Here is a 15,011-nt window from a genome sequence, read left to right as displayed (position 1 = left end):
TCGCAGAAGTTGATAGGATAGATATCTGCTTTTGCGTCGATTACTTTAAACATAGCTTGGGAGCGTGTGCGGCGGTCTGCTAGCTCGTTCATATAGCGTTTGCCGGTTCTTGGATCGACTGAGATACCGTAGCGGAAGCTTCCGTTTACGTTAAACATAGAGCCTACGCCAAAGCCTTTTTCGTCAGGGCATGCCCATGGACCGAATTGTATCCAGCTTAGCTGCACTGGAGTTGCGCCGATCCTAAACGCCTCTTTCATAGCGCCTGCTGTTGCGCCCGGGTGGTTAGTGCTATCCGTAGTAGGCAGGATAGACGGATCTTGAACTTGTCTAAAGAATACGTCGCGGCAAAATCCGCCTGCAGCTAGCACTACGCCTTTTTTAGCTTTTATCGTCTTTTTAGTTCCGGTAGTGTTTTCGGCGTCGTCTTTTTGGCTCTTTGGATCAAATTTATAATCCTCTCTGATGATTACGCCGTCTACGCCGCCGTCTTCGCCGAGTACAAACTCGTCAAATTTAGCTCTTTGTCTTAGCTCGCAGCCTTGAAGGTTTTTAAAGTATTCTACCATCGGTTGAACGATACCTGAGCCTGAACCGTTAGCGGTTTGAAGCGAGCGCGGTACGCTGTGTCCGCCTGCGTGAGTAACTTTATCTATGTATTTAGCGCCGCATTTTAGAGTTAGTTTATATGCGTCTTGCGCGCGAGTAGCGATGGTGTCGATGAGATCTACGTGGTTTAGTCCTCGGCCGGCTTTTAGGCAGTCTTTGATAAATAGCTCGTTGCTATCTTTGATGCCTTCTGCTTTTTGTTTGTCGCTATTTGGAACGGCAAATATTCCGCCGTTAATTACGGAGTTGCCGCCGACGCGTCCCATCTTTTCTAGGATTAGGACTTTGTTGCCCTTTTCGGCTGCGGTGATACCAGCTGCAAGTCCTGCAAAGCCAGAGCCCACGATAACTACATCCCACTCTTCGTCAAATTTGACGTCTTTAGCGTTTACCGCAGCATTTGCGTTTACGGAGCCGAGCACTAAAGCACCCGCGCCAACTAGGCTCATTTTGAGCAGATTACGTCTTGAAAAATTTTCCATGATGTCTCCTTTATTTTACCGTTATACGGTTTTTTTGATGCCTAATTTTGGGAGAATTATAGCCAAAGTTAAATAAAAGCAAAATAATATTATTTAAAAATTGTTTTTAAATTTTAAAAAACCGCCGCCGCTAAAAAGCCGCTTATCGGCTGCTTGCTAGCTCTAAATTTAGACAAATTTTAAATTTAAATCTCTACATAAAATTTTGTGCGCTATGAGAGTGTATTATAGGCTGGATAAAAGACCCGCAAAGCAGGTCTTTATTTCTCGCAAAGCTTGCCGCATGCGTCGGCGCGGCATCTGCTGCAGTGAGTCATTTGATGAATGGAGCCGCCGATAAGCTTTCGCATGCTGCGAATTTCTTCGTTTGAGGGCGATTTGATATTTGCAAAAGGGGTATCATGCACAGGGATCATCGCCATACAGTTCATGATATCGGCCTGCCACTCTTTGGCCTTTTTCGCGATTTCGGGTACGTGAGTCATATTTACGCCAGGTATTACGACCGTATTGATCTTTACGATCATGCGGGCTTCTTTTAGTTTGCGAATCCCTTCCTCTTGGCGCTCCCCAAGAATTCTAGCACCCTCTTCGCCGCGGTAAATTTTGTTTTTGTGGCGCACCCACGCATAAATTTTGCCGCCCACGTCAGGCGTTACGGCATTAACGGTTACCGTCACGTGGCTCACGCCGATTCGCACGATATCATCCACGTGCTCGGGCAGGGACAGGCCGTTTGTGGATAGGCAAAGTAGGGCGTGAGGGAAGCGGGCTTTGCATTTTTCAAAAGTCGCTAGGGTCTTGTCGGCATCGCACATAGGATCCCCGGGTCCTGCGATACCGATGACCGAGATATCCTGTCTAAATTTAAATAGATTTTCCACGTATAGCGCGGCTTCGTCCGGGCTTTGCACCCTCCCCGTTACGCCGGGTCGATTTTCGTTTGCGCAGTCGTAGATGCGGTTGCAAAAATTGCATTGGATATTGCAATGCGGCGCTACGGGAAGGTGCACGCGCCCGTAGGCGGCGGACGCTTTTTTGCTAAAGCAGGGGTGGTTATCGAAGGAGGGTTTGGCAAAAAAATTCATCAATCTTTTTTCCTTCCGAATTTGATGGCGTCCGCGTGGCAAACATCCATACAATCGCCGCAGTTCGTGCAGTTCATCTCGTCCGGCCTCGTGCCCATTTCGCATTTGCGCAAACAGGCGTTGCAGTTATCGCAGGCATCCGTTTTATAAACGCGAAATATTGAAATTTTACGCAGCAGCTCCATTATGCCGCCGCTAGGACAGGCGAAGCGGCACCATAAATTTGCGACGATCAAAGATGCAGCGATGAGGGCCACGACTACGGCAGTGCGAACCGCCCAGTACCAGTCGGAAAATTTAAATGACATGATAACGGCGTTGAGATACTCGTCGCTGGTGCGAATAGGGATCATAACGCGGGGGTTTCCATAGATAAAATAGACGCCGGCGCTAAGCAAAACGGCTAGAACCATGCCTATCTGCGCATATCGTAGCTTCCTGTTATTTTTTAGCTTAAGCTTAAAAGCGGCAAATTTGCCGAGCATTTGATTTACGAATCCGCCCGGGCAAAGCCAGCCGCAAAACGCGCGCCCAAGGAAAATAACAAGCACAGGTATAAATAGCCAAAAGCCGAAAAAGACGGTCGCGATCCGCCCCCAGCACGTGACGATCGGACAGGATTGGCAGTTTACGAAAGGCACTATAAAAGGGCATCTAAAAATTCCGTAATAAGCCCATTGCCCGATCGCACCGATAAAAATCAGCTGCACCAATCGACGAATTTTAGTTAGCCTAGAGACTTTTTTCATCTTTGCCATATTCACTATACTAAACATCTTTTACACCAAACCTTTCTATGAGTTCGAGCCCACGCGCCGAATGGATGGAGGTAAAGCCGTGTCGCTCGAAAATTTCCTGCCCCTCCACGGAACAGACGAAGTCCGCGAAGTCGTCGACCAGCTTCTCGTCCTTTACGTACTTCATGATATTTAGCGTAAAGGTAAGCGGCCCGGGCGGGATGAGTTTCTCGTCGATAGGCATATATTCGATCTTGTCTTTAAACCTATCGTGCGTCGTTAGGCGCTTTTCGATTATGGACGCATCGCCCTTGCCATCTACCAGATCGCACATCATCTGGATGACGCATGAGCCGTTGGCAATCATATTTTTCATAACGGGCCCCGTGAGACCTGAATTTTTCAAAATTCCCTTTACCGGTCCGCTACCCGGAGGCGATGCCCTTAGCGGCAGCATCACCCGCACGCCGGGCTCTGCTAGATCCTTCAGATCGCGAATGCCCGCGGGATTTCCCTTCGGCACTACTAAAACGTAGTCGGTAAAACATAGCGGTCTAAAGCGGAGGCTAAGGCCAGCCTTACGCAGTTTTTGAGACAGCTCCAAAACGCGAGCGCCGAAAACCTCCGTCTTGCCTTGCAAGGCTAGCAGCGACTTTCCGAGCGCACCCGCAAAGGCGCCGGTGTACTGGATATTATGTCCCGTCCTTGACTCATAAATGGCGTTTAGCTCGTTAAATGCTTCGGACAGTCCTCCGCACGACCAAACCTGCAGGGAACCTGGCTTAAACGGCGTGAAGCCGGCGAGCATCGATTCGGGTCCGGCGATGGCGGCTGCCGCTAAAGCTCCTTTTAAAAAGCCGCGACGAGATTCGTCTATCTCCTTAAATTTCATACAACCTCTCCTTTCTTTGGTTTGTTTTTAAATTTAGAAAATTTTTAATTTTAAAATTTCAAATAAGACCTGCTAAAGCAGCTCTATAAAGGCTTCCAGCCGCGTGCGTATCTGCCCGACATCCTGTTTTGAATAATCGGTCTCTAGCGACATATAGTTCGCTCCCGCTTCGCGGCTCGCCTCTTTGATCTTGTTCGTCTCGATCGCGTAGGTGTGGCAGCCGCTTAGCACGACGTCGATGACGCCATCTGCTTGATATTCGCGGATAAATTCCTTGATAATATCCGAGCGTGCGTCGTTTTGATACATCACCGAACAGGGGATTTTAAGGTAGCGCTCGGCGATATTTGCGACCGGATCGCCCTTTGTTTGCACTTGGTTTTGATAGCCTTTGGTGCCGGAGCAGTTTTCAAATGCCACTACATCTGCACTCAGCTCCTCAATCTGCTTGATAACCTTTTCATACACGCCTCCGCTCGGACAGCCTGTGATGATGATCCGCTTTTTACGAGTTTTCGGCGGCGATATCTTCTTTGCGGCGGCTATGTAGGCGCGTATCATTTTAAGCTTCTCCTGCTTGTCGTATATGAAGTCGCTCGCAAATGAAATTTGATGAATTTCGCTGCCCGCTACCGGCATCGGATTTAGTTTGCCAAGCTCTAAAAGTTCCATCATCACATCACGCTCTTCGTTGTAAATTTGCACCGCATCAAGTAGCGCTTCATCCGTGATTTTCGTATTAAATTTTTGCTCCAAAACTTTGCGAAATTTCCTAAGCTCATCGGTAAAAAGCTCCAAACTCTTGCCGCCAGTCATATTCGGCAGTTGCAGTACGTGGACGTCCTTATGCTTTGCAAGCAGCTCATACATCTTTTTCTTGCCGTCGCAGGTCGTTTCACCTATGACGAGATCGCTAGCGTTCATATAGGGGCATTTTTTCGTAACCGCGTAGCCGTAGCTTGCTTTGATTAGCGGGCAAAGATTGCGCGGAAGCTCGGCATGAGCGGCATCTATCGGGCTTTCGTCATAGGCGCAAAGCCCAACCGGCACGGCGCCCGCGGCGTAAATAAGCTCCTTCGGCGAATAGGTGCAAAACATCCCAACTACGTGTTTGCCTTGCTCTTTTAGATCGTGCAGAGCCATTGCGTTACGCTTTTTAAGCGCGTCAAAATCCATCTTCATCTCGTCTCCTTTAAAATTTCGTTTGCTTTGCGTGCACCGATAAGCGCAGCGCCCATCGCGCCGCAGTAGATTGCGTTTTCGCAAGTAAAAATTTCAGCCCCCAGATGCTCGCCTAGAAGCTGCTTAAAGAGCGGCACGTTGCTAAGTCCGCCGCTTAAAAAATAAATTTGATTTTCCAGCCGTTTGATGAGAGAGGCGACCTTGTGCGCGGAGGAATCCACGATGGCGTAGGCGATCTCGCTAGTTTCGGCTCCGTTTGCGCTTAGCGAGACGATCTCGCTTTCTGCAAAAACAGTGCACGTTGAGCTAATTTTAATCGCGGGATTTTTGCGGGCGGTTTTGTAAATTTCGCTAAGCTCAAGCCCCAAGCGGCCCGCACTGATCTCTAAAAATTTGCCTGTGCCCGCCGAGCATTTGTCGTTCATGATAAAATCCGCCGGTTTGCCGTTTTCTATTTTGATCGCTTTGGTGTCTTGCCCGCCCACATCGATGACGGTGCAGTCTTGCTCAAATAAAAAGTGTGCCCCAAGCCCGTGGCATAAAATTTCGCTCATGCTAAGCTGCGCGTACTCTACGCTAACGCGTCCGTAGCCCGTAGCCGTCACGAAGCCCTCTGCGTAGCCTTTTTGCTCTAAAGCTTGCTTGATCTGGCGCGCGACCTTGACCGCGCTAAAGCCGCTTGGCAGCAAAAATAGCTCGCAAAATTCGCCGCGTTCGTCCATAACGGCGACCTTTGATGAGGTGGAGCCGATGTTGGTACCGATAAAATGCATAAAATTTTAAATCCGTCGAAAAATATTTCTACGCCGTAGAACTTTGATTTGAATGTTAGTCTTTTTAAGCTTTTAGACTGCTGAAATTTAGCGCAGGCGGGCGGCGCGGATTAAATTTAGCCCCTCGGCGCGTTTGAATTGGTTTTAAATTTAAATTTAGCGCTCGCGGGCGATTAAAATTCCGCTTAAAATCACCACCGCAATGCCTGCTAGCACGATCGGGCCCGGCAGCCGGTCGCCTAGCATAATTCCAAGCGCCATGCTAAAGAGGATATCGCTGTAGCTGATCGCAGCGACGATGCCCGCTTTGCGCGAAGCGGCGTAGGCGCGCGTCATGTAAATTTGAAAGTAGATACCGCTGACACCCAGAAGCGCCACGAGCACCCAGCCAAAAAGGCTTGGCGGGTTGAAATAAGCGAGCTTTGCTAAATCCGTCCCGCTGAAAAGCCCTAAAATTTTAACCTCGCTATCACCGAGCACCCAGCCCGTTATCATCATCGTAGCACTTAGAAAGGTGGCGGACGAGACGAAAACCAGCACGATGAGGTTTGTGGCGTAGTGTTTGCGGAGCTCGCGCACGCTCGTGTATGCAAGCCCCGCGCACATACCGCCGAAGATTCCCACCGCGTCGGTTACGCTGATGCCGATGTGCGGGCGCACGACGAGTAAAATTCCGCCAAAGCCGAGCAGTATCGCAAACCAACCGCGCGAGCTTAGCTTTTCGCCTAAGAAAAATGCCGAAAATAGCGCGGTGAAAATGGGCGCCGTCTTTTGGAAGGTAAAAGCGGTGCCAAGATCGATGTGAGCGATGTTGTAAAAGGTCGCTAAGATACCGCAGCTGCCGATAAAGCCGCGAAACGCGAGTAGCCACGGCTTGCCGCCGGGGCCAAGATTTTTTACCCGCCTTAGCGAAAACAGCACGATGCCGATGCCTACGACGTTGCGGAAAAACACGATCTCGGCGCTACTCATATGCTCTGCCATGACCTTGGCCAAAGCGCCGTTTAGCGCAAAATAGAAGCTCGCTACTAGCATATAATAAACGCCCAGATGTTTCAGCCAAAACGCGGAGTAAAGCTTCTGCTTCATCGCGCGCTACTTTCGGTTCGCCACGAGCGCGCCCGCGACGATGATAAGCGCCATACCACCAAGCGCCATGAAACCGGGCAAGGCGTCGCCTAGCAGCAGCCCAAATAGCGTCGAAAAGATGATGTCGGCGTAGCTGATCGTAGCTACTATGCCCGCTTTGCGCGTCGCGGCGTAGGCCTTGGTGACGTAGGTTTGATAAAACAGCCCCAGCAGCCCCAAAAGAACGGCAAAGAGCCAGCCCTGCGCGTTTGGAATTTTAAATTTGCAAAGCATAAAGCTCAGTGCGGGCGCGTCTATAAATTCCGCTGCGATCATAAGCGCTACGGGCATCAGCGTGCCGGCAAGAAGCGCCGAGAGGATGATCGTATCGGAGCTATAGTATTTGCGCAGCCCGCGCACGGAGGTAAGCGCCATTGCGGCGAATAATCCGCTTAAAATTCCAAAAATATCACTCGGCTGCAAGCCAAACTGCGGCTGAATTACCAAAACGATGCCCACAAAGCCCAGGCAGACCGAGAACCAGCCCATCGCGCCGAATTTTTCGCCGAGGGTAAAGTACGCGATGATCGCCGTCCAAATGGGCGCCGTTTTTTGAAAAGTAAATGCCTCGCCGAGGCTGATGTTGGCGACGTTATAAAAAAATACCATCAGCCCCAAAATCCCGATAATGCCGCGAAACGCGAGCGTAAAAGGATGACCGCCCTTGTTTGCGAAGCGTGCCGCGCGGGGACGAGCCTTGATTTTATAAAGCAGGATTAGAAGCCCGGGCAGATTGCGAAAGAGCACGACCTCAAGCGATGAAATTTGCGCGCCCAAAAGCTTGGCAAAAACGCTCGCAAAAGAGTTATAAAAACGCGCCGCGAGCGTATAATACGCGCTTAGATGATGCAGCAAGAAGTTATCGTATTTCATCGCGTCCCTTTAAATTTGCGAAATTATACACGCATAATGATTAAATTTTAATATTCCGCTGTTTTAATATTTCGCCACGCCGCCTGTTTTTGCGCGTTTGGGCACAACGGCTCGGTTTTGTACTTCTGCGCTTGAATGCGCAAAGCAGTAAAATTTACGCAGCTGCGGGTTTTTTATACTTTCGCGCGTTCTCGCCCGTTTTTGTACTTTGACCGCTAGTTTTCGCACTTAGACCGAGGTTTTTAAAATTTATAAAATTTTGCGTGCAGCTCCATATTCCGCGATATCTGCGGCGACAGATCGCGCGCCTTGGCGTCTTTTATCTAGGCGACGCTCTGTTCGTGTCGCGTAAAATTTCTCTAAATTTAGCGCCTAAATTTTGTAAAATTTTGCCGCTTAGCTCCGCGAGCGAGCGCGTAGAATTTGGCTTTAATCTATTTTTGGTTATAATCGCGCCAAAAACTACAAGGACGAACGTGAAAAGTTTGATCATCATCGGGCGCCCCAACGTCGGCAAGTCGAGCCTTTTTAACCGCCTAGCGGGCGCTCGCATCGCCATCACGAGCGACGTTGCGGGTACGACGCGTGATACCAATAGGGCCGAAGCCGAAATTTTCGATCGTCGCGTGCGAGTGATCGATTCTGGCGGCCTGGACGACGCCTCCGAGCTGTTTGCGCGCGTGCAAGCTAAGACGCTAAGTGAGGCAAAGAGCGCGGATTTGATAATCTTTATGACGGACGGCAAGCTGCTTCCGAGCGACGATGAGCGGCGGATATTTTTCTCGCTGCAAAAGCTCGGTAAGCCCATCGCTTTGGCGGTCAATAAGATCGACGGCAAGCGCGACGAGGAGCGCAGCTGGGAGTTTAACGAATTCGGCGTTAAATTTTTCCCGATCTCCGTCTCGCACAACAGCGGCATCGATGAGCTGAAAGAGTGGATCTACGGCTTTTTGGATCCTGCGCCCGCGCAGCAGGACGAGGATGAAATTTTTGATGATTTTATAGAGGGCTTTAACGACGAGGGCGAGCCGAAAGAGGGGCGCGACGAGGAATTTTATGCAGACAAAACCATCGGCGTGGGTATCATCGGGCGGGTGAACGTCGGTAAATCAAGCCTTCTAAACGCACTTGTGGGCTCGCAGCGCTCGGTCGTGAGCGATTACGCGGGCACGACGATCGATCCGGTGAACGAAAGCACGGAATTTGGGGGGCGTACGCTTGAGTTTATCGACACGGCGGGCATTCGCCGCCGCGGTAAGATCGAGGGCATCGAGCGTTTCGCGTTAAACCGCACCGAAAAAATCCTGCAAAACTCCGACATCGCGCTTTTGGTGCTTGACGCAAGCGAGCCGCTAAACGAGCTGGACGAGCGCATCGCGGGACTTGCGGCTAAATTTGAACTCGGGCTCATCATAATTTTAAACAAATGGGATCTTTGCGAGCGCGATTACGACGAGTTTTGCCGCGATTTGCGCGATAGGTTTAAATTTCTTTCCTATGCGCCGATCATCAGCGTCAGCGCGACGGACAAGAAGCGGATACATAAAATTTACCCGCTCATTTTGGAGGTTTATTCAAATTTCACGCGCAAGCTCGGCACCGCAAGGATTAATGAAGCCATAGAGGGTGCGATCAAAACCCATCCGATACCTCGCGAGCGGGGCAAATCGGTTAAAATTTACTACGCCGCGCAGATCGGCTTTGCGCCGCCGAAGATCGCTCTTGTAATGAACCGCCCGCAAGCGCTACATTTCAGCTACAAGCGTTATTTGATGAACAGGCTGCGCGCGAGCTTTGCTCTTTCGGGAAGTCCGCTAGTGCTGCTGCCGCGCAAAAAAGGTGAGAGCGATGAAGAGCGGTAACATCGTACTCATCGGCTTTATGGGAGTCGGCAAGGGCACGGTAGCGCGGGCTCTGGCTGCGCAAAGCGGGATGTTTGCGCTTGATTGCGACGATATGATCGAAAGCTACGCCAATAAAAAGATCGGGCAAATTTTTAAAGAGCAGGGCGAGCAAAGCTTTAGAAAGATGGAAGAGGGCCTTGCGAAATTTTTAGAAAAGTCCGTCCGCTGCGCCGTGATCTCCACCGGCGGCGGCTTTTACGCCGTGAAAAATTTAAACAAAATCGGCACCGTCGTGTATCTGAAATCAAGCTTTGAGGGAATCATTAATCGCTTAAAAAATAGCGAGAATGCGGAGAAAAAATTTGCTAAGCGCCCGCTGTTAGCGGATCTGCAAAAGGCCGCGGCGCTGCACGCTCAAAGAGACGGGGCGTATGAAAAAAAGGCCGACATCGTAATCAACGTCGAAAATAAAAGCGTAAAAAAGATCGTAAAAGAAATTTGCTCCGCCTGCGACGGGCTAAATTTAAAAGGGAAAAAGATGTCTAAACAAAAGCGCTCCGGCGGCGGTAAAAATTCCAAGCCGCACGGCAAAGAGGGCAAAGGCGATAAGCTTGAAAAGAAAGAGGCGCTAAAGCAAAAGCTGCGCGAGCTACTAGAGGGCTTAGAGCGCGAGCAAATTCCAAAGCGGGTGATCGCGTGGCACTTCGATCTTTACGAGCCTTACGCGCTTGAGCTCGCGGGATCGAGCAGCTTTGATGCGGATGACGACGACTGGGCGTGCGAGGACGAGGATGAATTTTATCCCGAATATTCACGCTTGCAGCTTGAATTTTTAAATGAGCTTTCGTGGCGGCAGGTTTTAAAACTGCTCGTACAGGCTTTGCGCGAGCTGCGAGAGCAGATGCCAGATGCAAAAATTTTTAAGTGCAAGCACGTCGCCGTGGGTTTTGTGGACGGCGATTTGATTTTGATTTAAAGGAGCAATGATGAGAATTTTAACGGGTCTTCAGCCCAGCGGCAAGCTGCATTTGGGCAACTACTTCGCGAGTATCAAGCAGATGGTGGATGCGCAAAACGCGGGCGAGCAGATGTTTATGTTTATCGCAAACTACCATGCGCTCACGTCCGTAAGCGATGGCGCAAAGCTAAAAAATTCCACCTACGAGGCCGCCGCGGCGTTTTTGTCGCTGGGGATCGATCCGAAAAAGACGGTGTTTTGGGTGCAAAGCGACGTGAAAGAGGTGCTGGAGCTTTACTGGATTTTAAGCGGATACACGCCGATGGGGCTGCTCGAGCGAGCGCACGCATACAAAGACAAGATCGCAAAGGGCTTTGAGAGCAAACACGATCTGTTTAGCTACCCCGTGCTGATGGCTGCGGACATCCTGCTATACAGCGCGGAGATCGTGCCCGTGGGCAAGGATCAGATCCAGCACGTCGAGATCGCCCGAGACATCGCGCTTAAATTTAACAACGCCCACGGCGAAATTTTAACTATTCCGCAAGCGCGCGTAAATGATGAAGTGGCGATCGTGCCGGGCACAGACGGCGCGAAGATGAGCAAGAGCTACGGCAATACGATCGATATTTTTGCAGATGCCGCGACGCTAAAGAAGCAAATTTCAAGTATCGTAACGGCCTCCGAGCCGCTAGAAGCGCCTAAGCAGTGGCGCGGATGCAATGTCTATAATATCGCGAAGCTGTTTTTAAGCGAGGCGGCGGATCAAGCGGCGCTGCGGGCTCGCTACGAGCGCGGAGGCGAGGGGCACGGGCACTTCAAGACATATCTAAACGAGCTCGTGCTTAGCTACTTCAAAGATGCGCGAGATAAATTCGAATACTATCAAAGCCACCGCGAAATTTTAGACGAGATGCTAAGACAGGGCGCGCAAAGGGCGGCTGCGACGGCTGCTTCATTGATACAAAAGGTTCGCGCCGCCGTGGGGATTTATCGCTAAGGAGAGTGAGATGACGGATTACGCTAGAGAAATTTTATCTGACGGCAAGCTGCTTCGGCAGAAGCTGGGAATTTTCTTGCAAACTCCTAGTAAGGTTGAAATTTACGCACGCGCCTGCGAGAAATTTTTTGCCACGGGCAAGCAGCGCGAGTTAAATTACGTAAGTACGTGGAGCTGGTGGGGATTTTTCGGCACGCTGTTCTTTTTTCTGTACCGCAAGGAGTATAAAATTGCCGCAGCCCTATTTGCCGTTGTGTTAATTTCCTGCTTTATTCCGTTTTTGGATGAATATGATAGAAGTATAGGAATGGCGATTAGCGTCAGTAGCGGAACTATGGCGAAATATTTCGTTTGCTATAGTTTTGTTTCATTGCTGGATAAACAGGACGATGAAGCCCTAAGACGGGGCGGCGGCGTGAATAGATGGGCGATATGGCTCGCGGTAATATTTTACGCTTTTGTCGCAATTGTGTTTGCGCTGATAATTTCAAACGGCGGCAAAGCTTAGCCGTTTTAAAAGGCTTCCACGCTCAAAAACGCTAAATTTTAAAAAGGAGTAAGAATGAAAGCGATCGTAACGGTGATCGGCAAGGATAAAGTTGGCATAGTGGCGGGCGTTTCGGCTAAGCTCGCGCAGCTTGGGCTAAACATAGACGACATCAGCCAGACGGTTTTGGATGAGTTTTTTACGATGATGGCGGTGGTTTCCAGCGAGGAAAAGCAGGACTTCACGGCTCTACGCGAGGAGCTAAACGAGCTAGGCGAAAAGCTAAAAGTTAAAATCAACATCCAAAGCTCGGCGATATTTGACGCCATGCACAACATCTAAGGCGCACAGATGGACATCAAAAACGTAACCGAAACGATCGCGATGATCGAGGAGCAAAATTTCGACATCCGCACGATCACGATGGGTATCAGCCTGCTTGACTGCATCGATCCGGGTATCGACAAAGCCGCGGAGAAAATTCACGCCAAGATCACCGATAAGGCGCGCGATCTAGTAAAGGTCGGCAATGAAATTTCAGCCGAGCTCGGCATCCCGATCGTAAATAAGCGCGTCTGCGTAACGCCTATCGCCATCATCGGCGCGGCGACGAACGCTACTGACTACGTGCCGCTTGCTAGAGCGATGGATAAGGCGGCACAAAAGGTCGGTATCGACTTTATCGGCGGCTTTTCGGCACTCGTACAAAAGGGCTACGCAAAGGGCGATAAAATTTTAATAAACTCCATCCCCGCCGCGCTTGCCGCGACGCAAAAGGTCTGCTCGTCGGTAAATATCGGCTCAACCAAAACCGGCATAAATATGAGCGCGGTCGCCGATATGGGGCGCGTGATCAAAGAGACGGCGCGACTTTCGGACCTTGGCGCCGCAAAGCTGGTCGTATTTGCCAACGCCGTCGAGGATAATCCCTTTATGGCGGGCGCATTTCATGGCGTGGGCGAGGCCGAAGTCGTCATAAACGTGGGCGTCAGCGGCCCCGGCGTCGTTAAACGAGCGCTTGAGAAGGTGCGCGGAGCGAGCTTTGACGTGGTCGCCGAGACCGTGAAAAAGACGGCGTTTAAGATCACGCGCATCGGACAGCTCGTGGGTCAAATGGCGTCCGAGCGGCTGGGCGTGAAATTTGGTATCGTCGATCTCTCGCTAGCTCCGACTCCGGCGGTGGGCGATTCGGTCGCGCGCGTGCTTGAGGAGATGGGACTAGAGCGCGTCGGTACGCACGGCACGACGGCTGCGCTTGCGCTGCTAAACGACGCGGTCAAAAAGGGCGGAGTGATGGCGTGCAACCAAGTAGGCGGGCTTAGCGGCGCGTTTATCCCCGTCTCCGAAGACGAGGGCATGATCGCCGCGGTGCGCGCAGGATCGTTAAGCTTAGAAAAGCTCGAAGCGATGACCGCGATCTGCTCGGTGGGGCTCGATATGATCGCGATCCCGCAGGATACGCCCGAGCAGACGATCGCCGCGATCATAGCCGACGAGGCCGCGATCGGCGTGATAAATCAAAAAACGACCGCCGTGCGCATAATCCCAAAAGGCAAAGAGGGCGACACGCTGGAGTTTGGCGGGTTACTCGGCAGCGCGCCCGTGATGAGCGTAAATAAAAACTCATCGGCAGACTTCATCGCTCGCGGCGGTCAGATACCGGCACCCATTCATAGTTTTAAAAACTAAATTTAACCGGCCTAAGGAGGAAAGATGAGAGCGTTTGCGTTATTTGCGGCAGTTTTGCTTTTAAGCGGCTGCTCTATAATCTCGGCATTTTATAGCAAAGAGAAAAAATTCGAGCTGGCGGGCTTGGGGCAAGACGGAGTTTATAGGACTTCGGACGACAGCGCAGACACGCTAATAAAAATAACGTCCGCCCGCACAAAAGAGGGCGAGCCGTATCGCATAATCCACACGCTGGAAATTCCTAAAAATTCTACCCTGACGGATTTTGATAGCAACGATAAAGAGGTATTTAAAATAGACTGCTCAAAGAATTATTGCGAGCCTAAATACGACGAGGAGCCGAAAAGAATTGCTATTTCTTGGCCTGCGCCGAATGGAGGCGGCGTTTTTGACGGCGTCATATATCTAAAAAATTTACGGCTCGTAAAGGCGTATTAAATTTGCGGATTTAAAAGCGCACAAATTTATAAAATTTAACGAGTAAAATTCTAAGTCGCCGCGATGGAATTTTTCGGGCTTTAAATTCTGTGCTACAGGCGTGGAATTTTGAGTTAGAATTTCAGCTTGAAATTTTACGGCGCAATCCCCACGGCGAGCTAAAATTTTAAAATTTCGCCGTAAGACGAGGCGTTAAAATTTCATCGCCGCTCGCGGCGGACAGCGGCGGATCTTTTGAAATTTTAAATTTAAAGCGGCTTTTCATTGAAATTTTAAAATTTAAAAGTAATCTGTTTCGTTATCATTGCTCGTCCGCTTAAGAAGCGAGCGGGATTCTATTTCGACGCGGATTAAATACAGCGCGCAAGAATAAGCGCAGCGTCAAAATTTTAAAAGACGACGCGAAAATATGAGGCGGAAATAAAATGCAAAAAATGGCTTGGGAATTTGGCGAGCTTGAAAAAGTCGCGACGGACGAGGGCTTTATTTGGTATGCGGAGCTGGGGTTAAAAAGCGAAAGCTTCGGCGAGGTGCCGTTTTGCCTCGTGTCTGCGGATACGGCGGATGTGGACGATGTGGGGTCTTGCTCGCGCAGCGCATCGCCCGAGACATCGATCGGTATGTAAAAGACGCTCTTGTCTTCCTGCGAGACGAGCTTAGACGCGAGTATCGTTTGGGCGAGGATGAGCTTAGGCTGCTTGACGTGCCCGTTTGCGATCTGCCGTTTGAGCTTCCGCAATGCACGTTTTACGCGCGCGATACGCAGTGGCTGATGAGATTTGCCGAGGGCGCGCTTGATATTTGCGAGCCTTTCGGCATCGGGGTGATTTT

16 protein-coding genes and 2 pseudogenes are annotated in these 15,011 nt (G+C 50.4%); 9 read left to right on the top strand and 9 right to left on the bottom strand.

Going from position 1 to position 15,011, the window contains the following annotated elements; translation table 11 throughout:
* From Q0238_RS11075 to Q0238_RS11035, 9 genes are all read right to left on the bottom strand, one after another.
* Positions 1-1,091, bottom strand: a 1,091-nt coding sequence (locus Q0238_RS11075) for an FAD-dependent oxidoreductase (protein WP_297946019.1), incomplete at its 3' end; no start/stop codon positions are given.
* Positions 1,092-1,351: 260 nt separating this feature from the next.
* Positions 1,352-2,179, bottom strand: a complete 828-nt coding sequence (locus tag Q0238_RS11070) for a radical SAM protein (protein WP_297946021.1) — start codon at positions 2,177-2,179, stop codon at positions 1,352-1,354.
* Positions 2,179-2,955: a 4Fe-4S binding protein gene (locus Q0238_RS11065; RefSeq protein ID WP_122873338.1), complete on the bottom strand. Its 777-nt coding sequence runs from the start codon at positions 2,953-2,955 to the stop codon at positions 2,179-2,181. The genes Q0238_RS11070 and Q0238_RS11065 overlap by 1 nt, the downstream gene beginning before the upstream one ends.
* The gene (locus tag Q0238_RS11060) at positions 2,948-3,808 is read right to left on the bottom strand and encodes a substrate-binding domain-containing protein (protein ID WP_297946016.1); all 861 of its coding nucleotides are present in this window, start codon (positions 3,806-3,808) and stop codon (positions 2,948-2,950) included. The genes Q0238_RS11065 and Q0238_RS11060 overlap by 8 nt, the downstream gene beginning before the upstream one ends.
* A gap of 72 nt (positions 3,809-3,880) precedes the next feature.
* Positions 3,881-4,990, bottom strand: coding sequence for a double-cubane-cluster-containing anaerobic reductase (locus tag Q0238_RS11055; protein ID WP_297946014.1), 1,110 nt, complete (start codon positions 4,988-4,990; stop codon positions 3,881-3,883).
* The gene (locus Q0238_RS11050; RefSeq protein WP_297946012.1) at positions 4,987-5,763 is read right to left on the bottom strand and encodes an acyl-CoA dehydratase activase; all 777 of its coding nucleotides are present in this window, start codon (positions 5,761-5,763) and stop codon (positions 4,987-4,989) included. Before Q0238_RS11050 ends, Q0238_RS11055 begins: the two co-directional genes overlap by 4 nt.
* A gap of 156 nt (positions 5,764-5,919) precedes the next feature.
* On the bottom strand, positions 5,920-6,852 hold the full coding sequence (locus tag Q0238_RS11045) for a DMT family transporter (protein WP_297946010.1): 933 nt from the start codon (positions 6,850-6,852) through the stop codon (positions 5,920-5,922).
* Positions 6,853-6,858: 6 nt separating this feature from the next.
* Positions 6,859-7,764, bottom strand: a complete 906-nt coding sequence (locus Q0238_RS11040) for a DMT family transporter (protein WP_297946008.1) — start codon at positions 7,762-7,764, stop codon at positions 6,859-6,861.
* Positions 7,765-8,083: 319 nt separating this feature from the next.
* A complete protein-coding gene (locus Q0238_RS11035) occupies positions 8,084-8,260 on the bottom strand; it encodes a hypothetical protein (RefSeq protein WP_297946006.1) in 177 nt (58 codons plus the stop codon).
* Between Q0238_RS11035 and der the strand changes: the two genes are divergently transcribed.
* The 9 genes and pseudogenes from der to Q0238_RS10990 form a co-directional block, all read left to right on the top strand.
* Positions 8,241-9,626, top strand: a complete 1,386-nt coding sequence (der, locus tag Q0238_RS11030; protein WP_297946005.1) for a ribosome biogenesis GTPase Der — start codon at positions 8,241-8,243, stop codon at positions 9,624-9,626. The two genes, Q0238_RS11035 and der, sit on opposite strands and share 20 nt — an antisense overlap.
* Positions 9,613-10,107 (top strand): annotated as a pseudogene (locus Q0238_RS11025) (shikimate kinase); the annotation flags it as partial. The gene der and the pseudogene Q0238_RS11025, both read left to right, overlap by 14 nt.
* A 487-nt stretch (positions 10,108-10,594) precedes the next feature.
* Entirely contained in the window at positions 10,595-11,566 is a 972-nt protein-coding gene (gene trpS, locus Q0238_RS11020) for a tryptophan--tRNA ligase (protein ID WP_297946003.1), read from the top strand.
* Between the two features lie 10 nt (positions 11,567-11,576).
* Positions 11,577-12,074, top strand: a complete 498-nt coding sequence (locus Q0238_RS11015) for a DUF2628 domain-containing protein (protein ID WP_297946001.1) — start codon at positions 11,577-11,579, stop codon at positions 12,072-12,074.
* A gap of 54 nt (positions 12,075-12,128) precedes the next feature.
* A complete protein-coding gene (locus Q0238_RS11010) occupies positions 12,129-12,395 on the top strand; it encodes an ACT domain-containing protein (protein ID WP_005871308.1) in 267 nt (88 codons plus the stop codon).
* A 9-nt stretch (positions 12,396-12,404) separates the two neighbouring features.
* On the top strand, positions 12,405-13,742 hold the full coding sequence (locus tag Q0238_RS11005; protein ID WP_297945999.1) for a PFL family protein: 1,338 nt from the start codon (positions 12,405-12,407) through the stop codon (positions 13,740-13,742).
* 24 nt (positions 13,743-13,766) lie between these two features.
* A complete protein-coding gene (locus Q0238_RS11000; RefSeq protein ID WP_297945997.1) occupies positions 13,767-14,180 on the top strand; it encodes a hypothetical protein in 414 nt (137 codons plus the stop codon).
* Between the two features lie 425 nt (positions 14,181-14,605).
* Positions 14,606-14,806 (top strand): hypothetical protein, encoded by a 201-nt coding sequence (locus Q0238_RS10995; protein WP_297945995.1) that lies wholly within the window; start codon positions 14,606-14,608, stop codon positions 14,804-14,806.
* Positions 14,764-15,011: pseudogene (locus tag Q0238_RS10990) on the top strand (hypothetical protein); the annotation flags it as partial. The gene Q0238_RS10995 and the pseudogene Q0238_RS10990, both read left to right, overlap by 43 nt.

The sequence above is a fragment of the uncultured Campylobacter sp. genome (genome assembly GCF_938045775.1).
Taxonomy (GTDB): domain Bacteria; phylum Campylobacterota; class Campylobacteria; order Campylobacterales; family Campylobacteraceae; genus Campylobacter_B.
Note: the sequence above shows the minus strand (reverse complement) of the source record. Positions and strands in the feature narration are given on the sequence as shown.